This is a genomic window from Arthrobacter pascens (assembly GCF_030815585.1).
In the GTDB taxonomy this organism is placed as follows: Bacteria; Actinomycetota; Actinomycetes; order Actinomycetales; family Micrococcaceae; genus Arthrobacter; species Arthrobacter pascens_A.
Genome location: NZ_JAUSWY010000001.1, coordinates 45,774 through 69,201, shown reverse-complemented (window position 1 = coordinate 69,201; position 23,428 = coordinate 45,774). Strand labels below are relative to the sequence as shown.

At 65.6% G+C, this 23,428-nt stretch carries 19 protein-coding genes, 2 pseudogenes and 1 riboswitch; of the genes and pseudogenes, 7 read left to right on the top strand and 14 right to left on the bottom strand.

Going from position 1 to position 23,428, the window contains the following annotated elements:
- The first annotated feature begins 338 nt into the window (after window positions 1-338).
- Window positions 339-900 (top strand): annotated as a pseudogene (locus QFZ30_RS00280) (recombinase family protein).
- A gap of 117 nt (window positions 901-1,017) precedes the next feature.
- Here the strand turns inward: QFZ30_RS00280 and QFZ30_RS00275 are convergent.
- The 3 genes from QFZ30_RS00275 to QFZ30_RS00265 form a co-directional block, all read right to left on the bottom strand.
- Window positions 1,018-1,503, bottom strand: a complete 486-nt coding sequence (locus QFZ30_RS00275; protein ID WP_307072371.1) for a GNAT family N-acetyltransferase — start codon at window positions 1,501-1,503, stop codon at window positions 1,018-1,020.
- 53 nt (window positions 1,504-1,556) lie between these two features.
- A complete protein-coding gene (locus QFZ30_RS00270; protein ID WP_307072369.1) occupies window positions 1,557-2,786 on the bottom strand; it encodes a glutamate--cysteine ligase 2 in 1,230 nt (409 codons plus the stop codon).
- A 153-nt stretch (window positions 2,787-2,939) separates the two neighbouring features.
- Window positions 2,940-4,463, bottom strand: a complete 1,524-nt coding sequence (locus QFZ30_RS00265) for a UDP-N-acetylglucosamine 1-carboxyvinyltransferase (RefSeq protein WP_307072367.1) — start codon at window positions 4,461-4,463, stop codon at window positions 2,940-2,942.
- A gap of 111 nt (window positions 4,464-4,574) precedes the next feature.
- Here QFZ30_RS00265 and QFZ30_RS00260 point away from each other — a divergent pair, with 111 nt between their 5' ends.
- A complete protein-coding gene (locus QFZ30_RS00260) occupies window positions 4,575-5,171 on the top strand; it encodes a hypothetical protein (protein ID WP_307072365.1) in 597 nt (198 codons plus the stop codon).
- A gap of 25 nt (window positions 5,172-5,196) precedes the next feature.
- Here QFZ30_RS00260 and QFZ30_RS00255 read toward each other — a convergent pair whose 3' ends face one another.
- From QFZ30_RS00255 to QFZ30_RS00240, 4 genes are all read right to left on the bottom strand, one after another.
- Window positions 5,197-6,498 (bottom strand): ABC transporter substrate-binding protein, encoded by a 1,302-nt coding sequence (locus QFZ30_RS00255; RefSeq protein ID WP_307072363.1) that lies wholly within the window; start codon window positions 6,496-6,498, stop codon window positions 5,197-5,199.
- A gap of 110 nt (window positions 6,499-6,608) precedes the next feature.
- Complete coding sequence (locus QFZ30_RS00250) at window positions 6,609-7,403, bottom strand: energy-coupling factor transporter transmembrane component T family protein (protein WP_307072361.1); 795 nt, start codon at window positions 7,401-7,403, stop codon at window positions 6,609-6,611.
- Window positions 7,400-8,971: an ABC transporter ATP-binding protein gene (locus QFZ30_RS00245; RefSeq protein WP_307072359.1), complete on the bottom strand. Its 1,572-nt coding sequence runs from the start codon at window positions 8,969-8,971 to the stop codon at window positions 7,400-7,402. The genes QFZ30_RS00250 and QFZ30_RS00245 overlap by 4 nt, the downstream gene beginning before the upstream one ends.
- Window positions 8,971-9,621 carry an ECF transporter S component gene (locus QFZ30_RS00240; RefSeq protein WP_307072357.1) on the bottom strand — a complete coding sequence of 217 codons (651 nt, stop codon included), beginning with the start codon at window positions 9,619-9,621 and terminating at the stop codon, window positions 8,971-8,973. Before QFZ30_RS00240 ends, QFZ30_RS00245 begins: the two co-directional genes overlap by 1 nt.
- Window positions 9,622-9,686: 65 nt before the next feature.
- Window positions 9,687-9,828, bottom strand: a riboswitch (TPP riboswitch).
- 57 nt (window positions 9,829-9,885) lie between these two features.
- On the opposite strand from QFZ30_RS00240, the gene QFZ30_RS00235 reads away from it, so the two are divergent.
- Window positions 9,886-10,431, top strand: a complete 546-nt coding sequence (locus QFZ30_RS00235) for a heme-degrading domain-containing protein (RefSeq protein WP_307072355.1) — start codon at window positions 9,886-9,888, stop codon at window positions 10,429-10,431.
- Window positions 10,432-10,452: 21 nt separating this feature from the next.
- Here the strand turns inward: QFZ30_RS00235 and QFZ30_RS00230 are convergent, their stop codons facing one another.
- On the bottom strand, window positions 10,453-10,854 hold the full coding sequence (locus QFZ30_RS00230; RefSeq protein ID WP_307072353.1) for a RidA family protein: 402 nt from the start codon (window positions 10,852-10,854) through the stop codon (window positions 10,453-10,455).
- Between the two features lie 204 nt (window positions 10,855-11,058).
- On the opposite strand from QFZ30_RS00230, the gene QFZ30_RS00225 reads away from it, so the two are divergent.
- From QFZ30_RS00225 to QFZ30_RS00215, 3 genes are all read left to right on the top strand, one after another.
- Window positions 11,059-12,477: an MFS transporter gene (locus tag QFZ30_RS00225; protein WP_307079947.1), complete on the top strand. Its 1,419-nt coding sequence runs from the start codon at window positions 11,059-11,061 to the stop codon at window positions 12,475-12,477.
- A gap of 234 nt (window positions 12,478-12,711) precedes the next feature.
- Complete coding sequence (locus QFZ30_RS00220; protein WP_307072351.1) at window positions 12,712-14,886, top strand: hypothetical protein; 2,175 nt, start codon at window positions 12,712-12,714, stop codon at window positions 14,884-14,886.
- A 144-nt stretch (window positions 14,887-15,030) separates the two neighbouring features.
- A complete protein-coding gene (locus QFZ30_RS00215; protein WP_307072349.1) occupies window positions 15,031-15,291 on the top strand; it encodes a DUF4235 domain-containing protein in 261 nt (86 codons plus the stop codon).
- A 107-nt stretch (window positions 15,292-15,398) separates the two neighbouring features.
- On the opposite strand, the gene mnhG is transcribed toward QFZ30_RS00215, so the two are convergent.
- The 6 genes and pseudogenes from mnhG to QFZ30_RS00185 all read right to left on the bottom strand — a co-directional run bounded on the left by mnhG (window position 15,399) and on the right by QFZ30_RS00185 (window position 21,819).
- Window positions 15,399-15,815 carry a monovalent cation/H(+) antiporter subunit G gene (gene mnhG / locus QFZ30_RS00210; protein ID WP_307072347.1) on the bottom strand — a complete coding sequence of 139 codons (417 nt, stop codon included), beginning with the start codon at window positions 15,813-15,815 and terminating at the stop codon, window positions 15,399-15,401.
- Window positions 15,805-16,083, bottom strand: a complete 279-nt coding sequence (locus QFZ30_RS00205) for a monovalent cation/H+ antiporter complex subunit F (RefSeq protein ID WP_307072345.1) — start codon at window positions 16,081-16,083, stop codon at window positions 15,805-15,807. Before QFZ30_RS00205 ends, mnhG begins: the two co-directional genes overlap by 11 nt.
- Window positions 16,080-16,626 (bottom strand): annotated as a pseudogene (locus QFZ30_RS00200) (Na+/H+ antiporter subunit E). Before QFZ30_RS00200 ends, QFZ30_RS00205 begins: the two are co-directional and overlap by 4 nt.
- Window positions 16,623-18,227 (bottom strand): Na+/H+ antiporter subunit D, encoded by a 1,605-nt coding sequence (locus tag QFZ30_RS00195; RefSeq protein WP_307072343.1) that lies wholly within the window; start codon window positions 18,225-18,227, stop codon window positions 16,623-16,625. Before QFZ30_RS00195 ends, QFZ30_RS00200 begins: the two are co-directional and overlap by 4 nt.
- Window positions 18,224-18,814, bottom strand: coding sequence for a Na(+)/H(+) antiporter subunit C (locus QFZ30_RS00190; protein ID WP_307072341.1), 591 nt, complete (start codon window positions 18,812-18,814; stop codon window positions 18,224-18,226). Before QFZ30_RS00190 ends, QFZ30_RS00195 begins: the two co-directional genes overlap by 4 nt.
- A complete protein-coding gene (locus QFZ30_RS00185) occupies window positions 18,811-21,819 on the bottom strand; it encodes a Na+/H+ antiporter subunit A (protein ID WP_307072339.1) in 3,009 nt (1,002 codons plus the stop codon). The genes QFZ30_RS00190 and QFZ30_RS00185 overlap by 4 nt, the downstream gene beginning before the upstream one ends.
- A gap of 192 nt (window positions 21,820-22,011) precedes the next feature.
- Between QFZ30_RS00185 and QFZ30_RS00180 the strand changes: the two genes are divergently transcribed.
- The gene (locus QFZ30_RS00180) at window positions 22,012-23,415 is read left to right on the top strand and encodes an MFS transporter (protein ID WP_307072338.1); all 1,404 of its coding nucleotides are present in this window, start codon (window positions 22,012-22,014) and stop codon (window positions 23,413-23,415) included.
- The last annotated feature ends 13 nt before the right edge of the window (window positions 23,416-23,428 follow it).

Genomic DNA, 23,428 nt, shown 5'->3' with positions numbered 1-23,428 from the left:
CACAGGGCAGAAGTCGCAGGGCTGATTTGGCCCGTCAAGTCGCACACGGGCGCTCGGGGAAGAAGAGACCAATCTCGAATCCACCAGGCCCCGCCTCGAGGACGAAGTCAGCGTTGGGACACTTGTGTGCCAACTGAGTTCGCTCAGCCCGTGCGCGGAACATTTCTCGCACACACGCCCGTACAGACCGTCCCGCAAGCCGGTCGATCACCGTGCCGTGGGAGCCTGCCGACACGTTCCGCGCAGTTGCTGGCCGAGGCCATGTACGTAAGACCCGCACGGTGATGCACGATGACGGGAGGATTACTGCAACCATGTTCCTTATGACTGGAATGTAGATCGGCTATGCCCGCGTCTCAACGAACGATCAGGACCTGACCGCCCAACGAAACGCTCTCCTTGGCCTGGGTGTTGAGGAGAAGCAGACCTTCGTCCACCACGGACTGACGGGAGCGAATCGGGTGCGCCGCCGGGCTCCGCGAGGCGATGGCAGCGTGCCGAGGCGGCGATACGCTCGTGGTTACCAAACTTGACCGTTTGGCACGTTCCCTTTCCGATGCCAGGGATATAGCCGGCGAACTGACTGCCAAAGGGGTAGTGCTCAGTCTCGGCGGCAGCACCCACGATCCAACTGATCCGGTAGGCCGGCTACTGTTCAACGTCCTGGGAATGGTGGCTGAGTTCGAGGCGGACCTGATCCGCATGCGCACCCGCGAGGGAATGGCTGTCGCCAAGGCGAAGGGGCGGCTGAAAGGTTAGCAGCCCAAATTATCCAAGATCCAGCGGAAGCATCTGCTGACGCTGCACGGCGCCGGCGAGCACACGCAGGCTGAACTGGCGGAGCTGTTCCGGGTGTCCCGGACGACGGTGTATCGCGAGCTCCAGCGACGAACCGTCTGAAGCCGACGCGGCGGGGACTGCTCGGAACGCCAAACAGCGCTGCAAAAAGAACGCCATTTAACGCGGCGATTCACGCGCTGCGATTCACAGGCGCAGGCCAACAGTCGTGCGCGGAACTTAAATGGAAGGCCTATCGCGCAATGAAGGCCCATCCCCGGCTACGATGCCGGAACTGAGTGACTTTTTGAAGAAGGTCGCCGAGTCCTCGTACCCCATGGCACGGTAGAAGTCCCCTGCACGGCGGCTCGCTAACGAAACATAGGCCGCGCCCTGTAATCCTGCCCAGGTTTCAGCTGCCGTCATCAAGGCCCGTCCGACGCCATTCCTTCGAATGCCGCCAGCAACCATGACCTCCTCAATCCACACAACAGGGCCGTTGGCAAAGAACGTGGACTGGCTGTGCGCCAACAGGTAGCCGACAATGTTTGTCGCGCTTTGTTCGGCGACGAGCACGAGGGCACGAGGGTCTTCAATCAGCGAGCCGAATGTACGCTCAAAGGCTCTCCGCTCCGGCTGGAACGACGTCGCGAAATCTCGGACGAGAGGCCACACCTGATCGACGTCTAAAGCCAGTGCCGGTCTGGAAGATACGCTATCGGGCATCCGCCTACGATACCTCGGCTAAACCCGGCGCGGCTAAGCGCTCCGCCTGCAGCCTAGGACAGGCGCACGCGCAGCAGTTCGGGCGCGGTATCCACCTCGGGAAGCCCGGAAGCTCCACGCATGGTGGCACCCACGGCGTGTCCGACGACGGCGCCCAGCCCGTCGTCGTCGGGCGCGTTTTTCTCCATCGCCGCGTCCCGGGCGCTGCGCTGTTCCATAGAGCCGGTGCCGCGGGCGATGACCTCCTCAACGCCCTGCCTGGCCAGGCCCAGTTCGCCCTGTTCGGCCAGCACCGGTTCCAGGTAATCAATGAGGGATCGCACTACGTCAGCAGCCGGCACCGGCCGGAAGGTGCCGAAATCCAGCAGCTCTCCACCAAGGCCGCTGCAGCTGGCCTGCCACGCGGCCATCCGCAACAGCACGGTGGGGACCGGTGCGGGCTCCACGCCGTCGTGCCACTCCCGGCTGGCCGTTTCCACCATTGCCCGCACCAGCACTGCGATCAGTGCTGCATCCTCCGCACGGAGGCAGACGTCCGCCACCCGCACCTCCACGGTGGGGTGGTTCCGGGAGAGCCGGGCGTCGAAGTAGATCATGCCTTCGTCCAGCATCACGCCACTGTCCAGCAGGCGCGCCACCACCCGCCGGTACGCAGAATACGTCCCGAAAATGCCGGAAGGCCCTGACGTGGGCCACCGGTTCCAGGCCTGGGTGCGGTAACTTTCAAAGCCCGTCTGCATCCCGTTCCAGAAAGGCGAGTTGGCACTCAGGGCCGTGAGGACGGCCAGCTTGTCACGGATCCTGTCCAGCACGGCCACCCCCTCGTCTGGGGACTCAATGAACGTGTGGACGTGGAAGCCGCAGGTCAGCTGTTCCTGCGCCGTCAGCCCGAAACGCTCCAGCATCCGGGCGTACCGGGGGTCCGGCGTGGTGTGGCTGGTGGATGCCAGCGGCGAGGTGGCAAGCGCGGCCACCCTTGCCCCGTTTTTGCGGGCCGCCTGGTCAGCGAGCAGCCGGCCGGCCCGGATCTGCCGCAGCAGTTCCCCGTACTCCAGGCAGGGCCGTGTCTGGGTCTCGATCTGCTCAAGCTTCAGCTCGGCACTCAGGCCCGTTTCGTCGTCGTCGTAAACGGTTTGGTCCTGGGTTTCCAGCACATGCGGATCTTCGGGGGAATCATCGGCAGCAAGCCGCCGCCCGGAGAGCAGGGCATCAGCCAGCGCGAGCGGTTCCCCCGTCTCCGGATCAACGATCAGGAGTTCTTCCTCGACGCCGAATGTTCGCATATTTATATTCTGCGGCAATGCGGCGGTATTCACCGGGTTGCCGCGGACCACAATGAAGCGCGAACAGGCAGATAACACCCTCAAATCCGCTCGGAGGGGTCATTATCTGCCAGTTCGCGCTCGAGGCGGGGCCTCACGCCCGTTCGCGCCGGGTCAGTCCTGGAAGTATTCGATCTTCGCGCCGATAGTGTTGAGCCGTTCGGCCAGATCCTCGTAGCCGCGCTCGATCACATAGATGTTGCGCAGCTCCGACACACCGCGGGCGGCAAGCATGGCGAGGAGCAGGCACGCGGCCGGGCGCAGGGCCGGCGGGCAGCCCACCTCGGCGGCACGCCACCTGGTGGGACCGTTGATATAGATCCGGTGCGGGTCCAGCAGCTGCACCTGGGCCCCGAGCCTGTTCAGTTCCGTCAGGTAGATGGCCCGGTTCTCGTACACCCAGTCGTGGATCAGGGTCTGGCCGGTCGCATTAGCTGCAATCACCGCGAAGAAGGGCAGGTTGTCGATGTTCAGGCCGGGGAACGGCATGGGGTGGATCTTGTCCTCCGGCGCCCGCAGCTCGGAGGGCTTGGTGGTCACGTCAACCAGCCGGGTGCGGCCGTTGCGCGCCATGTATTCCCCGGAGATCTCCAGCTGCTGGCCCATCTGCTCCAGCGTGGCCAGCTCGATCTCCATGAACTCCATGGGGACGCGGCGGATGGTCACTTCGGAATTGGTGACGATGCCGGCGGTGATGAGGCTCATCGCTTCGATGGGGTCCTCGGACGGGAAATACTCGATGTCGACGTCGATCAGCGCCTGCCCGGTGATCTTCAGCGTGGTGGTTCCCACGCCGTCGATCTCCACCCCCAGCATCTGCAGGTAATAGCAGAGGTCCTGGACCATGTAGTTCGGGCTCGCGTTGCGGATGACGGTGGTGCCCCGGCGGTGCGCCGCGGCCATGATGGCGTTTTCGGTGACGGTATCTCCACGCTCAGTCAGCACAAAGGAGCGGTCCTCGGAATCCGCAACAGGTGCCTGCACAGTATAGAAACCAGCGGTCGCCTCGACCGCGAGCCCGAACTGGCGCAATGCCTGCATATGCGGTTCCACAGTCCGGGTGCCGAGGTCGCAGCCACCGGCATAGGGAAGGCGGTATTCGCCGGACTCATCCAGGAGGGGACCCAGAAGCATGATCACGCTGCGGGTGCGGCGGGCGGCCTCCTCATCCATGGCATCCAGGTCCAGGACGGCTGGCCGGCGAAGCTGAAGGTCGGTGTCATTGAGCCAGGTGCATTCAACGCCGATGCTGGTGAGCACCTCAACGATCCTGTTGACTTCCTCAATCCGGGCCAGCCGGCGCAGGACAGTCGTGCCACGGTTGATCAGGCTGGCGCAGAGCAGGGCCACGCCGGCGTTCTTGCTGCTGTTGACGTCCACGGCGCCGGAGAGGGTGTGACCGCCTTCGACCCTCAGGTGAGTCATCTGTGGTTTCCCCACCTTGACGATGCTGCGGCCGAAGATGGTCTCCAGCCGTTGGATCATTTTGAGGCTAAGGTTCTGCTTGCCCTGCTCCATCCGCGCGATGGCACTTTGGCTGGTCCCGAGCTCTGAGGCAAGCTGGCCCTGGGTCCAACCTTTCTCGTTCCGGGCGTCGCGGAGCGTAGCGGCCACATGTTCGGCAGTTTCCTGAGTCATACCCAAAAAATATCACAGATGAGCTATTTTCATCAGGATTTTTCCCAAACAGGCGTTCAAGCTCACACCATACCCACCTCATGCGATACTTGGCCTGCCGAGCTGGCACCCTTGACCCTGCCATCACCCGCAGAGGACACTGAATTGACGGCTCCGGCCAGCCCAGGGCAGCCGAAGGTGGCGCTGTACGTGAATACGGCCAACCCGGGGCACGCCGGCTCGTGGTGGCCCACCAGCAACGAGTATCCGGCAGGTTCCGCCATCCACAATCCGTACGGTAATTGCGAAGCGCCCAACATCAGCGAGGCCTGTGCCTATATGTACGGCTACGCCAAAGCCTACGACGACGCCGAAGTCCGCGGCATCAGCAAACCCTCCGAGTACTTCTGGTGGCTTGACGTGGAAACCGGCAACACCTGGTCCACCAACCGGGACGCCAACCGGGCGGCCCTGGAGGGGATGACCGACTTCTTCCGCAGCATCCAGGCCGACGTGGGAATCTACTCCACCGGCCACCAATGGGGCCAGATCGCGGGCAAGGTCAGCAGCTCCAGCAGCCTGTACCACCTGCCCAGCTGGCTCGCCGGCGCCCTCAGCGCCAAAGGAGCCAAAGCCAACTGTTCAAGCGCCCCACTCACCGGTGGCGGCAGGGTCACGCTGACCCAGTTCGTCTCCAGGGGATTCGACTACGACCACTCCTGCGTCTGACTGCCCTCGCTGAACGGGCAGAGACTCACTTGCCGATGGCCGCCTTGCTTTCGCTGATCCACTGTTCGGCAGCCTTCTCCGGTGTCAGCCTCTTGAAGAGCACCTCGGTGTTGATTCTGGCCGTTATTTCGGCGACGGCCGTTGAGCCGGTGGGCCCAATGAACGTGGGGGCGAACTTCAGCTTGCCGATTTCGTCAATGTAAGCAGCCTCTGCTTTGCCCTGCGGCGTCAGGAGTTCCTGGATGGCAGACCGCATCCGGGCATTGCTGGGTACGCCGCGGTCGCTCTGGATGGTCTTGGCGGCCTCCTCGTGGTTCACGAGGAAGTTCACCAGCCTGGCCGCAGCCTCAGCGTGCTTGCTCCGCGCGGAAATGGTGTAGAACTGCGAAGACTGCAGCCAGATTCCGGGGGTGGGCGTCTCGCCGGGGAGCTTGAAGAGCTTCAGTTCGGTTCCCGCGGCCTTGCTGAGGGCGGTCAAGGAGTTGCTCCAAGTCAGCATCATGGCGGCTTTGCCCATGCCCATGAGGGTCTGTTCGGTACTGGCGTCGAGTTTTTCCACCGTCTCCGAAGCACTGGGCGCGGCGCCGGAGCCGCTCAGGTTCAGGGAGTAGTCGAAGTACTCCTGGACAGTTTCCTGGCCCAGCCCCAGCTGCCCGTCCTCGGTATAGAGGCTTTCCCCGCGCTGGCGGGCGAACGCGTCCAGGGAGTCATGGCTCAGCACCGTTGCGGTCCCGAACGTTCCACGTGGACTCTTTGCGGTTACCTCGGCGGCTACGCGGGCGAAGTCCTCCCAGGTCCATGAACTGTCATCGGGCAGGGACACTCCGGCGGCCTGGAAGACGGCGGGGTTTACAACGACCGCGAGTGCGTTGGCGCCGGTGGATATGCCGTACTGCTTTCCCTGGACCTGGCCGTTCTGGAGGGCGCCTTCGTCGATTCCGGACAGGTCCAGCGTGCCGCTGACCTTGGAGAGATCCAGCAGCGCACCCCGGTTGGCATATTCGGCGGGATAGGCTCCGCCCATGGTGATGACGTCCGGCGCGTCGTTGGCGGCCATTTGGGTGGCCAGCTTGTCGAAGTATCCGCCGATGTCCCCGAATTCCGGTTTGACGGTGATGTTGGGATTTTCCGCTTCGAAAGCCTTGATGGCTTTGTTGGTGAGCTCGGCCCGGGTGGTGTTCCCCCACCAGGAGAAACGGATTTCAACGTTGCCGTTTTCGGGCTGGTTTGTGGGGCCGGTGGAACATGCCGACGTGAGGCCAAGGAGGCTAACGGCAGTGAGGATGGCAACAGATCTGCGGACTCGACGGATAATGTTACGCGTCATTGGGTATACAACCTTTACGTCAGAAACCGGTTCCTGAAACGTATCAAGACTGCCCGGGAGCGTCAAGACCCGTCGGTCAAACGGCGGTCAACCCCGGATCAGGCGCCCGCCTAGCGCCAGACGAAGCTCCAGGTCCCTAAACCCACCGCCGCCAGCACAGCTGCAACCGCAATCACCAGGCCGCCTAGCAGGACCCACGCATCCAGCATGGAGTAGGTGGATTCACGGGCCCACGTCCGCGGGCCGCCGCCAAATCCGCGGGCTTCCATGGTGACGGCCAGCCGCGATGCCCTGCGGATCGCCTGAACCAGCAGGCCGAAACTCTGGCCCAGGGTGGCGCGCATCCGTTGCAGGGGACTCCCCTGCGAGCCGACTCCGCGGGCCCGCCGGGCCATGCCGATGGTCTGCCATTCCTCCGCCATGAGCCCCACCAGGCGCATGGAGGCAAGGGTGCCCAGGACAAAGCGGTGCGGCAGCCGGGCCTTCTGCGCCAAAGCATCGGCGAGGTCTGTGGGGTCCGTGCACGTCATGAGGAGGATGGCCGGCAGGGCGATCGCCAGGCCCCGCAGCATAAATCCCAGCCCCAGCTGCAGTGAACCTTCACTGATGGACCAGATCCCGACGTCGAGCAGCACCGCGCCGGCATCCGCCGCGACAATCGAAGTACTCCAGCCGCCCAGCGCCGCGGCGAGGATCAAGGGCCAGGCCCTCTGCCACAGGAGGCGCAGCGTGAGACCTGCCAGTGGGAAGAGCGCAAGTTCCGCGACCAGCGCCGTGGTGGCGGACACCCAGTCGATGGAAAGTGCCAGCACCAGGGTGATGAGGAAAACCGCCGCGAACTTCGCCAAGGGGTTGGCGCGGGTCAGCAGCGCGTGGTTGCCTCGCAGGTTCAGGGCCGCCCTCACGCCGCACCGGCTTCCAGGCGGTCCCCGTCCCGGGAAGCAGGGTCCAGGCGCAATTCCGTGCCGCCCAGGACTGCGCTGAACTCCTGGTCGTGGGTCACTGACACCACGGCAGTTCCGGCGTCCAGCAGCTCGGAGAGGAAGGATGCCAGCTCAGCCCAGGTATTGGCGTCCTGGCCGAACGTTGGTTCGTCGAGCACCAGCACCCTCGGGTGGGCCGCGAGTACTGTGGCCACCGAGAGACGGCGTTTTTCGCCGCCCGAGAGCGTGTACGGGTTAGCGTCCACCAGATGCGTCAGCCGCAGCCGTTCCACAAGTTCGTCAACGCGCTCCTCGCCGTGTCCCAGGTGGCGGGGGCCGAACATGAGCTCGTCCAGCACGCGCCCCGTAACGAACTGGTGTTCGGGTTCCTGGAAGACCGTTCCGATCCGGGAAATCAGCTGATCGGCCTTCCATTTGTAGGGGTCGATGCCGGCGCCGCCGCTCAGCTCCACGGTGGCCGAAACCTTTCCGTCAACGGGGGCCAGCAGCCCGGCCAGCGTCAGCGCAAAGGTGGACTTTCCGGCACCGTTGGGGCCGGTTACGGTCAGCGCCTGGCCCGCGCGGACCTGCGCTGAAATACCCTGCAGGACCGGAACCGGCGGGATGGATTTGAGGCCGCGGCGGTGTGGCCGTTCGCGGGACACGGCCAGTCCCTCGGCGGCGAGCAGCAGCCCGCCCGAACCCGCAGTGCTGCGGACCCGGGTGGCCGGGACGTAGCCAGGCACCCAGACCCCCGCGGCCATCAGTATGTCCCGGGCCTCGGCCAATACCTGGTCCGGCGGCCCGTCCAGCAGCACCGCAGGATCGGCTGCCGAGCCCGGCTGAAGCACCACGATTCGGTCCACCAGTCCTTTCCAGACGGATACCCGGTGCTCCACCACCACAAGGGTGGCGCCCGTCTTGTCCAGGCACCGGCCCACCGCGTCACGGACTTCCAGGACGCCGGCCGGATCCAGGTTTGCCGTGGGTTCATCCAGCAGGATCAGTCCGGGCCGCATCGCCAGGATGCCGGCCAGCGCCAGGCGCTGCTTCTGCCCGCCGGAGAGGGCCGACGTCGGGTGGTCCAGCGGGAGCCCGCCGGCACCTTCCGCGGCGCTGGCGCGGCGCAGCCCGACGTCGTCGAGCGCTTCATGGACGCGCCTCCAGATCTCGTCCCGGGGCACCGCCAGGTTCTCGGCGCCAAAGGCGACGTCGTCGCCGAGCCGTGACAGGACCACCTGCGTTTCCGGATCCTGCTGCATGAGCCCGGAACGGCCGCGCTGCCCGCGGGGAGCAACGCCGTCGACCAGCAGCGCACCTGTCTCGTCGGCGTCGTCCTCTTCATCACCAAGCACACCGGCGAGGGCGTGCAGGAGCGTGGACTTACCCGCCCCGGAGGGGCCCAGGAGCAGCACGCGCTCACCGGGGCCAATCTCCAGATCGAGCCCCCGGATGGCGGGCGTGGAACGGCCGGCGTGCCGCCATCCCCAGCCCCGGGCGGACACTGCGGCCGGCCGCACAACGGAAGTGCCGGCGTCGGGAGCGGCCATCAGTTGAAGACGGGCTCCGTTCCGGCCTTGCGGGAGGCGAAGGAGCTCAGCACGCCGGTCTTCGCCAGGCCGCGGGTGGCAATCCAGGACAGGACGCCGGCGATGATGGCACCGGAGACCGCGCAGAACACGATGTAGACGAGCTTGTCGCCGGCTTCGTAGGCGATGTTCCAGCCCCACGGCAGGAAAGCATCATTGATGCCGCAGAAGAGTCCGGCGCCGGCACCGGCCAGCAGTGCAGCGATGAGGTTGTACTTCTGGAAGAGGAACGACTTGAACTTGAAGTGGCCGTACACGAGAAGGAAGAACACGAGCTCGGCACCCAGGCCCTGGAGGACTCCGGAGATGAGCACAGTGGCGCCGTACTGCGAACCCATGATGAGTTCGCCGGTGGCTGCCACGGTTTCGCAGAAGATCGCCGCGCCCGGCTTGCGGATGATGAGCATGCCCAGCACTGCGGGGATCATCCAGCCGCCGGCGATCAGGCCGGTCAGCGGCGGGTAGACGGCGTTCATGGGGGTGGATACGATGCCGGCCCCCTGGGACCAGGCCCAGAAGATCACGCCGCCGGCGATGGCAATGAGCGCTGCCACCACGATGTCCACGACGCGCCAGGTATTGCTGGTCTTTTTGATTGCTGCAGTTGTCATGTGGTCCTCCTGAGGAACAGGAGGGGAAAGTGCACCTGGCCTGCGGCGTTGGCCGCCTTGCCAGACACTTCGAGAACTCGACTCCCTTGCGCCGGTACTAACCGGATCAGGTTCGAGGGTCTGCGGCTGTCCGCACTCTCAGCGCCCACCTGCGGTTCCCTGGCAATGCCAGTGATGCCCGACGGCGGCGCTCCCCTGTCGTAAATGAATCTGCCCTTGTGGGCGTGGTCAAGTTTACACCGCGGGAGGGGTAGATTGTGGGCCATGACTCCCGAATCCTCCCCTGTGACAGCGTTCGATCCCGACTCCGTCAAAAGCCAGCCTGAAGGGTCGCTTGAGGCACTGATCGGGCGGATCGAGGCGGAGGTCAACGAGCTGCAGTTTCCGCGTTTCACCAAGGACGACTCGCTGAACCTGGGGCTGCTCCTCGTGGAGCGTGGCAAGGAACGCAAGCTGCCCATCGCCATCGACATCACCAAGGGTGACCAGGTCCTTTTCCACGTGGCCCTTGACGGGGCAACGCCGGATAACGAGCACTGGATCCGGGCGAAGCAGCGAACTGCCGCACGGTACGAGGTCCCCTCCCTGCTGGTGGGACTCCGGGGCCGCCTGCACGGCGGGAGGATCGAGGACAAAGGCTGGTTTGATGAGTCAACGTATGCTCCCCACGGCGGCTCCTTTCCGCTTTATGTGGCCGGCGTGGGTGCGGTAGCCACCGTGACCGTATCCGGGCTTCCCCAGCAGCAGGACCACGACTTGGTGGTCGAAGCCTTGCGGGAAATCCTGCGGTCGATGCAACGGGCCCGATAGCTTCGGCTGACGGCGGGACCCCTATCGCAGAACGGCGGCGACCGCGCTGATCTCGACGAGCGCGCCGGGCACGCCCAGCCCGGCGACACGCGCCGCGGTCACCAGAGCCGGTTCATCGGACGCGAGCTCCGACGCGATCGCCCCGTACCCTGCTGCGAGGTCGACGCCGTCGACGAAGAGCACCGTCCAGTGCACGACGTCGGCGAGGGTCGCGCCGGCCGCGGCGAGCGCGGTCCTCGCGTTCTCGAGGGCGCGGGCAGACTGCACGGCCACGTCGCCCTCTCCGACGAGCGCACCATCGACGTCGACGGCGTTCTGGCCGCCGACATAGATAGTGGTCGCGCCGGGCGGCACGATGGCGACGTGGCTGAAGGCCGGGCTCGAGACGAGCCCCTGGGGACGGATACGCTGGATGGCTGCCATGCCCGTATGATCTCACGGACCGCCGACACCGTGGCAGCCCCAGCCGACTCGTGGTGGCGAGGTGCCGGGCGGCGACCGTTTCCGTCCAGGTTAGTTGTCAGTACACTGGGACGCATGACCGAGCAGAATCCGGCCTTCCCCAAGGCCGCTGCGGCTCGCGACGGCGGTGCTGGCCTCCCCGAGGACGCTGCCGTCACCTCTGCGATGGTCGAGGACGGCGACGCCCCGCGCCTGGCCGATCCCGACGCCGTCGACACGTCCTTGCGCAGTCCGGAGCAGCGGTCCCGCACGTTCACCGGGATCCTGGTGAACACCGCGCTCGCCAACATCACCACCAGCTACCTGTGGTTCGCCCTGACGTTCTGGGTGTACCTGGAGACACGGAACGTGATCGCCACCGGGGTGGTCGGCGGCGCCTACATGCTGTTGATCGCCCTTTCCAGTATCAGCTTCGGCACCTTCGTTGACCGCTACCGCAAGCTGGCCGTGATGCGCTTCGCCGCCGGCTTCACCCTGGTGATGTTCGTGCTGTCCGGGGTCATGTTCCTGTTGACACCCGCCTCCCGGCTGCTGGACCTGACACAGCCTTGGTTCTGGATCTTCACCCTGATCATCCTGATCGGTGCGGTGGTTGAGAACATGCGCAACATTGCCCTCTCCACCACGGTCACCATCCTCATCGAGCCCGAGCGGCGGGCCAACGCCAACGGGCTGGTGGGCATGGTGCAGGGACTGATGTTCATTGTCACCTCGCTGCTCTCCGGGCTGTCGGTCGGGCTGCTGGGCATGGGCTGGACCATCGTCGTCGCCCTGGTGCTCACGGCGCTGGCATTCGCGCACCTGCTCACGCTGCGTATCCCCGAAGAGGTGCGCGCGGCAGCAACGGACGCGCACGGCGGATTCGACTTGCGCGGCTCCCTCGCCGCTGTGTTGGCCGTTTCCGGGCTGTTTGCGCTGATCCTGTTCTCCACGTTCAACAACTTCATCGGCGGCGTCTACATGGCGTTGATGGATCCCTACGGCCTGGAGATGTTCCCCGTAGAGCTGTGGGGCGCTGTCTTTGCGCTCGGCGCCACCGGGTTCATCGTGGGCGGCGCGCTGATCGGCAAGTTCGGGCTAGGGTCCAACCCGTTGCGTACCATGCTTATCGCGGTGATCCTGATGGGGGTCCTGGGCGCGGTGTTCACGGTGCGCGAGTGGGCATGGCTGTACATAGCCGGCATCTGGGCGTACCTGGTCCTGGTGCCTTTCGTGGAGGCCGCCGAGCAGACGGTCATCCAGCAGGTGGTACCTCTGCAGCGGCAGGGCCGCGTGTTCGGATTCGCCATGGCATTCGAGTCCGCGGCAGCGCCGATCACCGCGTTCCTCATCGCACCGATCGCCCAGTTCTGGATCATCCCGTACGCTCGGTCCGCTGAGGGCGCCGCCCAGTTGGCCCCGCTGTTGGGCGAGGGCACCTCCCGCGGCATCGCCCTGGTGTTCCTAGTGGCTGGGATCATCATGATCGCGGCCGCGCTACTGGCCTTCCTGGCCCCGGTCTACCGCCGGGTCTCGGCGTCGTACGCGCAGACTGCAGCAGAGGCCACCGGGGACAGCGGCACCGCCCCCTCGTCCTCCGACTGACTAAGAACGTCTTGGCGAACAGCCGCGCCGGCTAGATCTATGTGATCTCTGACCCCGGTGCGTTAGCGGTCGCAGCCGGGGTTGACAGCCCAGGCCTCCGGCATAGGATTGAATCGTTTCGGAAACCGTTTTCTTAGCACCCGGGTTCTTCCACTGCCCGCTAAACCCTTCAACTAGACCCTCGACCAGATTGCCCGCAGCAGCAGAGCTGACACCATCAGGAGGGCGTGCATCATGCACAGCCAACGCAACGCCATTGACCGGAAAGCCCTGGTCCGCCGCCACAACGTGGAGCAGCGGATGCTCGACCCACGGAGCCCTGTGTCCGTGGGCAACGGCGAATTCTGCTTCACCATGGACCTCACGGGTCTGCAGACCCTCCCCGCCGTCTACCCCGTGGGTGCCCGCAGCGAGCTTCCGCCCGGGACCCTGCTCGGTACCCAATCACAGTGGGGCTGGCATTCCATCCCGGCCGCAGAGGACTACAGCCTGGCGGACTCCACGGTGCTCTACGATTCCCCGCGCGGCCAGGTCCCGTATGTGGACATGGTGGGGAACATTGTTGATGGGCGGGAAAACCAGACGACCGGCGCGGAGACATGGCTGCGGGCAAACCCGCACCGCCTGGACCTGGGCCGGATCGGCTTCGCCCTTTCCGGAGACGACGCCGCCGGGTCCGCAAGCCCACTGACCGAAGCCGACATTGTTGACCCCGTACAGGCTCTCGACCTCTGGACAGGGACGGTGACCAGCACCTTCACCCTCAGGGGACACCCGGTCAGCGTCAGCACAGCCTGCCACCCGGACCGGGACCAGCTGGGCATCCGGGTGGAATCCCCCGCCCTGCTGGACGGGCTGATGATCTCCTTGGCCTTCCCCTACGGCTCGGACGCCTGGCATGACGCCGCGGACTGGAACAGGCCGGATGCCCACAAGACCATCCTGGAAAACCCGGACCCCGCAGGCACCGGGAGCCCTCAGGACTGGACTGTGCACCGCGCCTTGGACGGCTCCGGCTACCAAGTCCAAATCTCTGGTGAAGGCCTCCGGCTGGAGCGGGTGGCAAAGCACGAACTGCTTCTGCGGCCGGCCGGCGGGCAGGAAACCCTGGACGTGGCCATCCACTTCATCAGCACCGGCCAGGGCGAATGCGTCATTCGAGGAGCTGGTTCGGCGGCCCGCCAAGACCGACACTCTCCAGCGTCCGGCACCGCGGTCATTGAAGCCTCCCGAGCCTACTGGCCGCAGTTCTGGCGGTCCGGCGGCGCCATTGACCTGCACGGCACGGCGGATCTGCGGGCCGCCGAGCTTGAGCGCAGGATCGTGCTTTCGCAGTACGTCACGGCCATCAATTGCGCAGGCTCCCTGCCGCCCCAGGAGACCGGGCTGGTGTGCAACTCCTGGCGCGGCCGCTTTCATCTGGAGATGCACTGGTGGCACACGGCGCACTTCGCCCTCTGGAACCGGACAGGGCTCCTGCTTCCGAGCCTTCGCTGGTACGGAACCATCCTGGAATCAGCACGTCAGACGGCCAAGGCACAGGGGTTCGACGGCGTCCGCTGGCCCAAGCAGGTAGGTCCGGACGGGCGGGAAAGTCCCAGCCCTATCGGCACCTTCCTGATCTGGCAGCAGCCGCATCCCATCTACCTGGCCGAGCTGGCCTACCGGGCCGAGCCGTCCCACGAGCTGCTGGAGGAGTTCGCGGAGATCGTTTTCGAAACCGCAGAATTCATGGCGAGCTTCGCCCATCCCACGGAGCGAGGCTTCGAGCTCGGCCCGCCGCTGATCCCCGCCCAGGAAAGTTACGGTTCCATCCGCAGCACCCTTACCAACCCAACGTTTGAGCTGGCCTACTGGCAGTGGGCACTCCGCGTCGCCGTCACGTGGGGGGAACGGCTTGGCCTGGAGCCGAGGGAGAAGTGGCTGGCTGTTGCGGACGGCATGGTGCACCCGCGTACCGTCAACGGCGTCTACGCCGCGATCGACGTCGAGCCGTTCACCATCCGGGAAGACCACCCTTCCATGCTGTGCGCCCTCGGCGTGCTTCCGCAGACTGACCTCATCGATCCGGAGACCATGTGCGCCACGCTCGCCGACGTCCTGGCTCACTGGGACTGGGACAGCACCTGGGGCTGGGACTACCCCGTGATGGCCATGACTGCCGCCCGGCTGGATGACCCGGAGACCGCCGTCGACGCCCTCCTGCAGGGAACCGGGAAGAACACCGCCCTGCCGAACGGCCACAACAGGCAGACTGACTCACTCCCCGTTTACCTGCCGGGAAATGGCGGGCTGCTGGTCGCCGCGGCCCTGATGGCGGCCGGCTGGGACCACGGCCCGGACCGGCATGCGCCCGGTTTCCCCGCGGACTGGACCGTTGCCTGGGAAGGACTGGTGGCCGCGCCCTGAGCAGAGGGATGACGACGCGCCGGGCCGCTCTGCCACAAACACAGCTGCACGCTGAGAGCGAACCGGCGCGTATGCGGGCAGGTGCCCGGTCTCCGGACGTTAGGCTAAGGTCAGTCCCTTTCCGCCCACAAGGAGTCCCCAGAAATGAACCTCTTCATCAAGCTGCTTGGTACCGGAGTAAGCATCGGCGCCGGACTTGTCGGCACCAAGGTGGTCAACGCCGTGTGGGAAAAGTCCACTGGCCGGAAACCGCCCACCGGCAAGGAGGACACTCCCACCAGCCTCCGTTCTGCCCTGACGTTCGCGCTCATCTCGGCCTCGGTGAGCACCATCATCCAGGTGCTGGCCAACCGTGGCACGCAGCGCGCCATTACCCGTTTCGCAAAGAGCCAGGACATCGTCTAGGAACTCCTGGTGGCCCGGGTTCTCTCCGGCCCGCCCCCGGAGTTTTTGTCCGGATAATGCACGCTAATTAGCCTCGAAGCCGCGTTATCCGGACAAAAACTCAGCGGTCAGGGCGAGTCCACAGGGCCGCCGTCTGAAGCGTCCTCACGGGCCGCTTTGGCGGCTGCTTTCTGCACCACGGCCTCCAGCTCATCGGAGCTGAGCAGTTCCCTGTGCAGGTGCTTGGTCCGGTAACCGGCGCGGCCCACCATGTGCGCGGACACCGGCACGGTGAGCAGCTGGAAGATCCAGGCCACCAGCAGCACCGGCCACACCCACCAGGTCCGCTGCTGCAGTCCGACGGCGGCCAGCAGGAGGAAGAGCCCCAGGACCTGCGGCTTGGTGGCTGCGTGCATCCTGCTCATGAGGTCCGGGAACCGCAGCAACCCCACCGCAGCGGCCAGGGACATCAGGGCACCCACCACCATGAACACCGCGGACACGGCGTCGGTGACCGCATCCATCGTGCCGGCATCAGGAATCATGGGGCTGCTCCCGCCGGTCGGCCACAAATCGGGCAACAGTCACCGAGCCGATGAACCCGATGATGGACAGCGCCACCAGCAGCATGAGGTTGTTCAGGTGCCGGTTTACGGCCATGTCGATGCACAGCGCCGCACCGAGGATGGCCAGGAGGACGTCGGAAGCCAGCACCCGGTCCAGCAGCGAGGGGCCGCGGGCAATCCTGATGATGGCACCGGCGGCTGCCAGCGAAAGGATGACTGACGTGACAACCAGAACAGTCTGCATCATGCTGCGGCCTCCAGCCGGATCGCGTCGAGTTCTTCCCTGGTGCCCATGATCCGGATGAGCCCCGCCTCAATGGCCCGGACTTCGCGGCGCAGTTTGGCCACGTCCTCCGGGTTTTTCCACGTTGAGCCCGTGCAGGTACAGGGTGGACGTTGACCGGTCCACCTCCACCACAAGGGAACCTGGGATGAGGGAAATCACGTGCCCCGTGGCGGTGACCATCAGGTCCTGGTGGCTCCGCAACGGGACGGCGACGACGGCGTTGGTCACCTCGGGCCCGCGGGCGACAGCCAGGTACATGACCTGGAAGCTCGCTGCCGCCACCCGCCAGAGGAAGACCACGGCAAACGGGACGGCGTAAAGGATGTTGAAGCGCCCGCTCAGTTCCACTGGCGGCAGGTAGAACATCCTGGCCACCACCACCGCCAGCAGCGCGCCGAAGAGGAGATTGCCGGGGCTAAAGTCCTGCCATAGAGCGCCCCAGACCACCACCAGCCACACCAGGAGCGGCAGTTCCTGGCGCAGCGAGATACGCCGGCGGCTCATTTGTTGGCTCCGGAGGTCAGTACCAGGGGCACCGGCGCGTTCTCGCCAAGCACCGCCTGGATGTAGGAGGACCTGTCCAGCATGTCCTGCGCAGCTTGGTCCGAGACTCTGAACAGCGGGCCCGCAAAGACAGTCAGCGCCACGCCAAGCAGCACCAGGCCCATGGTGGAGCCCACCATGGTGCGCGGAAGCAGGGTGACGTTGTTGCGGCCGGCGCGGCGGCCCCTGTCCGAATCCCCGCGGGCGGCAAGTAGAACAGGATCCGGGTGGTCAGCGTCCGCTGGCTTGCGCCAGAACGCGCGGTTCCAGACCCTGGCGACTGCCAAAAGGGTCAGAAGGCTGGTGACCACGCCTCCTATGACCAGGGCGTAGGCCAGCGGCGTGCCCAGCTCGACGCCGGCCTGCATGAGCCCCACCTTCCCCAGGAATCCGGAGAAGGGCGGGATGCCGGCCAGGTTCATGGCCGGCACGAAGAAGAGCAGCGCCAGCAGGGGCGATAACTTGGCCAGGCCCGCCAGCCGGTCAATGGAAGAGCTGCCGCCACGGCGTTCGATCAGGCCTGTGACCAGGAACAGGCTGGTCTGGATGGTGATGTGGTGGGCTACGTAGAACACAGCGGCACCCAGCCCGGCGACGGAGGACATGGCGAGGCCAAACACCATGTAGCCGATATGGCTGACCAGCGTGAAGGAGAGCAGACGTTTGATGTCGCTCTGCGCCAGGGCGCCAAGGATTCCCACCACCATGGTGAGCAGAGCTGCCACCATCAGCGGAGTGTTCAGGGTGTCCCCAGGAAAGAGCAGGGTCTCGGTGCGCACCATGGCGTACACGCCCACCTTGGTGAGCAGGCCGGCGAACACGGCGGTGACGGGCGCGGGTGCCGTGGGGTAGGAGTCGGGCAGCCAGAAGGACAGCGGGAACACGGCCGCCTTGATGCCGAACGCCACCAGGAGCATCACATGCAGGAGGGTCTTGGTTCCCTGGTCCAGGTCCGCGAGTTTGATGGCCAGGTCCGCCATGTTCACCGTTCCGGTGGCCCCGTAAATCATGGCAATCGAGATCAGGAACAGCACCGAGGAAACCACTGACACCACCACGTATGTGACACCGGCCCGGATCCGTGGACCGGTGCCGCCCAGCGTCATCAGGACATAGCTCGCCGTCAGCAGGATCTCAAAACCAACGTACAGGTTGAACAGATCCCCGGACAGGAAGGCGTTTGACACACCGGCCACCAGGATCAGGTAGGTGGGGTGGAAGATCGAGACCGGGGCATCCTGGTCGCCGTCGGCCATGCCCTGGCCGGTGGCGTAGACCAGCACGGCGAGGCTCACCGACGAAGAGACCACCAGCATGAGCGAGGAGAACTGGTCCACCACCATCACGATGCCCCACGGAGGCAGCCAGCCGCCCACGTTCACGGCCGCGGTCCCGCCTTCCCAGACGGAGGCCAGCAGCAGGCACTCCAGCAGGAGGGTGAGCGACAGCAGTGCGATGCTCACGGTGCGCTGGGCCCGTGAGTGCCGGATCAGCACAAAAGTCAGGGCCGCGCCGAGAATGGGAAGTACGACGGCGAGCGGGGCAAAGCTTGCGATGTTCACTTCACACCTCCTTCGGGGCCAGGATTGACGTTCTGCGATCCGGGCTGCTCTTCCGCTGAGGCATCCGTGGCGGTGAGCGTGACGCCGGCCACGATGGTTGGCTCGGCGGTCTCCGGCGCGTCACCCGCCGTGGAGTGGTCGGATACCGCGCGTCCATCGCTGCCGAGCATGGTCAACGGAAACTCGGACGTCTCCACCGGGATCTCGGCGTCGTCCTCCGCATCGAAGCTGGGCGTCTCGGCGACGCGGCGGTCTTCCAGGTCATCCTGGATCTCGTCCTGCCGCGCCAGCACCCAGGTGCGGTAAATGATGCCGAGCATAAAGGCCGTCACCGCGAACGAAATGACGATTGACGTCAGGATCAGGGCCTGGGGAAGGGGATCGCTGTAGTCCTGGGCAGGGATGTCCTTGGCATAGAACGGCGCCAGCCCTGCGTAACCCCCTGTGGCCAGGATCAGGAGGTTGGTGGCGTTGGCCAGGAGCATCAGTCCCAGCAGTACCCGGGTAAGGCTGCGTTCCAGGATCAGGTAGATGCCGCATGCGTACAGGGCCCCCATAACCGTGAGGAGGGTCAGGTTGACGCTCATGCTTTGCCCTTTGCGCTGGTTTCGGCAGGGACGCCCAGCGGCTCCTGTTCCCCGGCAGGCGCCGTTGCCTGTTCTTCAAAGTGTTCGTCGATCTCCGCGCCCAGGCTGCGCAGCACGTCCAGCACCAGGCCGATCACCACGGTGTACACGCCGATGTCGAAGATGGTGGACGTGACAAATTTGATGTCGCCAAACACTGGCAGCCACAGCTCAATAATTGCCGTCTGGAACACCTGGCCGCCCAGCAGGAGCGGCACCACGCCGGACGCCGCCGCCGTGGCGAGTCCGATCCCCAGCAGCGTCCCGGCGCTGATGGGCGTGGCCTCCCGCAGTTCGAAACGGCCGCCGGCCAGGTACCGGATGGCGAGCGCCAGGCCGGCCGCCAGGCCTCCGGCGAACCCGCCGCCGGGGAAATTGTGGCCGGCCAGCAGGAGGTAGAGGGAGAAGATGATCATGGAGTGGAAGATCAGCCGGGTCACTACTTCAAAGATGATGGAGCGCCGTTCGGGGGCCAGGGTCCGTCCCGCCACAATCCACGCATCGCGGGTGGACGCGGCAAACTTCCGGCTGATGGCCAGCGTGGCGGCGTCCCGGGACCCGGGATCCACCCTGGTGCGCCGGCCCACAGCGCCTTCCGCAATGGCGGAGGACACCCGGATCCCGTCGCCGCGGCTGCGGACAAAGATGAGGCTGGCAACGCCCGTAGCGGCCAGGGCAAGGACCGCGATTTCACCGAAGGTGTCCCAGACGCGGATGTCCACAAGCGTCACGTTGACAATGTTCAGTCCGCCTCCGCCCTCGTAGGCAAGGCGGGGAAACTCCAGTGACACCGGAGTGGCCACCCGGGCACCCATGGCGTAGATGGCCGCGAAAATCATGGTGGCCCCGAACGCCAGCCCGATGATGACCCGCACCACGCGGTACTTGCCGCCGGTGCGGTCCCGGAGTTCGGCGGGCAGGCTGCGCATAGCCAGGACGAACGCCACCAGGACGATGGTTTCCACCAGCATCTGGGTGAGGGCCAGGTCCGGTGCGCCCTGGAGCGCGAACATCAGGGCGATCCCGTAGCCGGTCACGGAGACCATCAGCACGGCCAGGAAGCGTTTGTTGGCTTTGACGGCGGCGAGGGCTCCGATCACAATGCCCGCGCCGGCCACCAGTTGGAGGGGCGAGTTGGGATCAATGAAGTACAGGCCCTCCGGAAGGGGCTTGTTGGCCACGACCATCGCAGTGAGGGGAAGCACAAACGCCACGGTGAGGATGACGGCCAGATAGAAGTAGAGGGAACCGCGCTGGGTGCGCCCGGTGACCCACACCGCGATATCGTCCAAGGCACCGATGGTCTGCTGGTACATGCGGTCACCGTCCACCCATCCAGGCACCCGGGACTGCGCCCGTGCCACGACGTCGCGCCCATAATGCATCGCCAGGCCCAGGGCGAAGGTGACCGCAGTCAGCCCCAGCGCGGGAGTCAAGCCGTGCCACAGCGCCAGGTGGCCTGCCTGCCCGGCCGGTGTACCGGCGTCGGGCGCGGTTGAAGCAAACAGGGCAGCGTACGGCTGGATCCAGCCGTCCACGGGGGCCGGCCACGCGCCGTACGCAATGGTGAGGAGGCTGAGCAGGGCGGGGGCGACGAGAAAGGAGGGCTTGACCGCTTTGAACGGAGTCCGGTCCACTCCCGGCTTCACAGCGAACGCGCCCCACATAAAACGGGCGCTGTAGGCGAAGGTGAGAATGGAGCCGAGCACGATCCCCGCCAGCACCACAACACCCCACGGGTCTCCGTTGCCGGCATGGTGGACAAAAGCCTCAAGTACCGATTCCTTGGCCACAAACCCTGCCAGCAGCGGCACCCCTGCCATGGAGGCGGCGCCGATCCCGGCCACGATGCCCAGGGCACGGGACGAGCTGAAAACCCCTGACAGCTTGCGGACATCGCGCGTGCCGGATTGGTGGTCGATGATGCCCACCACCAGGAACAGGGTGGCCTTGAACAGCCCGTGGGCCAGGAGCAGGGCGAGCCCGGCCAGCGCGGCGTCCGGCGTCCCCAGCCCCACCGCCATGGTGAGGAACCCCAGCTGGCTGACCGTGCCGTAGGCAAGGATGAGCTTGATGTCGGTCTGGCGCAGCGCCCGGTAGCCGCCCACCAGCATGGTGGCCAGTCCCAGCCCGAGCACTATGGGCTGCCAGTAGGCCGTTTCGGCGAATCCCGGGGCGAGCCGGGCCACCACGTAGATGCCTGCCTTCACCATCGCCGCGGCGTGGAGGTAGGCGCTCACGGGTGTGGGCGCAGCCATGGCGCCCGGCAGCCAGAAGTGGAACGGCACCAGCGCGGATTTGGTGATGGCGCCCACCAGGACGAGTACGACGGCGGCGCCCACCGTTGCGCCGGACGGCCCTGTTGCCAGCTCGGGGGCCTGCCCGAGAATGGCCGAGATCCGGTAGGTGCCTGCGGAGGAGCCCAGCATGACCAGGCCCACCAGCATGGCCAGTCCGCCCGCCGTGGTGACCATCAGGGCCTGCAGGGCGGAGCGCCGTGCTGCAAGCCTGGTGCGGGCGAAGCCGATCAGCAGGTAGGACAGGATGGTGGTGAGCTCCCAGAAGATGAACATCAGGAGGAGATCGTCCGCCGCCACCAGGCCGAACATGGCCCCGGCAAAGGCCAGGAGCTGGGAGCCGAAGCCGCCGAGGTCAGAGTCCTTCTTCTTGAAGTACCTCGCGCAGTAGACAAGCACCAGGCAGCCGACGCCCAGGACCAGCAGCGACATTACCCAGGCGAGGGCGTCCATCCGGAAGGCGAATTCAAGCTTGAGCCCTGGAATCCAGGGGAAGACCTCGGTGGCGGCCCCGGAGTCCGAGTACACGGCGCCATGCTGGAAGAGGAGCCAGAGGAAGGAAATCCCCGGTACGGCAGCCAACGCGTAGAAGGCGTTCCGCCCCCAAGCCCTGAACAGGAAGGGCGCCACAGCGGCCACCGCAAAGTGCACGGCAAGAACTGTGATCACTGGTATCTCCGCAACGTCAGGGATTCGATTGTCAAGGGTCAGGGCAGGCGGTTATTCGTAGGATTCGGTGCCCGCAGTTTATCAAGGCACCACTGACACTTTTGCCTCGCCGTGACCGCCCGACGGCGGGATTCCCGGGTGTCCGGGATATCCTCCGCTTGATGTTCGCCACAGGCGGATAGCATTCAGCCTATGAACACCGCCAGCGCTCCTGAGGCAATGCAACCGCCGTCGGAACTCGAAGCCGGGAACCAGGCCACCAGCAAGGGCCGGGTGCTCGCGTGGGCATCCTGGGACTGGGGCTCGGCGGCCTTCAACGCGGTCATGACCACCTTCGTTTTCACGGTTTACCTGACCTCAAACGCCTTCGGCGGCGAGGACCAGGCCTCTGCCGTGCTGGGCGGCGCCCTCGCCGTCGCAGGAGTCGCCATCGCCCTGCTGGCTCCCGTCACCGGGCAGCGTTCGGACACCGGAGGGCGCCGCAAGCTGTGGCTGGGGGTCAACACTGCCGCCGTCGCGGTCTTGACCGCCACGTGCTTCTTTGTTTTCCCGCGGCCGGAATTCCTGCTGCTGGGTGTCTCGCTTATTGCGCTGGGCAATGTGTTCTTCGAGTTCGCGGGCGTCAACTACAACGCCATGCTCGCCCAGATCTCCACCCCGAAGAACATCGGCAAAGTCAGCGGGTTCGGCTGGGGCATGGGCTACCTGGGCGGCATCGTGGCGCTGCTCATTGTCCTGCAGCTCTTTGTGCAGCCCAGCTTCGACTGGTTCGGCGCGTCCACCGAGAACAGCCTCAACATCCGTTTGGTGGCCGTGTTCTCCGCCCTCTGGTTCTTCATTTTCGCCCTGCCCGTCCTGTTTGCCGTCCCCGAACTTCCGCGGCCCGGGCAGGCCAGGCCGCTGGGGTTTCTGGCCTCCTACGGCCTGCTGGTACGCCGGATCAAGGCCATCTACGCCACCAGTCCGCACACCATCTACTTCCTGCTGGCCAGCGCCGTCTTCCGCGACGGCCTGGCCGCAGTGTTTACGTTCGGCGGGATTATCGCCGCCGGGACGTTCGGGTTTGAGCTGTCGCAGGTCATTTTCTTCGCTATCTTCGGCAATGTGGTGGCCGCTGTGGGGGCCATGATCGGCGGATTCCTGGACGACCGGATAGGGCCCAAGAGTGTAATCATCGGCTCGCTGGTGGGGCTGCTCATTGCCGGCACCGTCATCCTGGTCCTCGGCAACGGCAATTACGTTTTCTTCGGGATGCCGTGGGCCGGCAGCACTACGTTCTGGGTGTTCGGGCTGTTCCTGTGCCTGTTTGTGGGGCCCGCCCAGTCCTCCTCGCGGGCCTACCTTGCACGGCTGGCGCCGCATGGCGAGTCCGGTGAGCTCTTTGGCCTGTACGCCACCACCGGCCGGGCGGTCAGTTTCCTGGCACCAGCACTGTTCACCCTCTGCATTGCACTGGCCACGCCCTTGGTTGCCCCTGGCGAGGCCCAGCGATGGGGAATCCTGGGCATTATGGTGGTGCTGCTCGCCGGCCTCCTGGTCCTGCTCCCAGTAAAGGCGCCGGACAAGACCTCGATCGCCGTGGTCCCCGCCACCTAAAACCGCGCCCTGC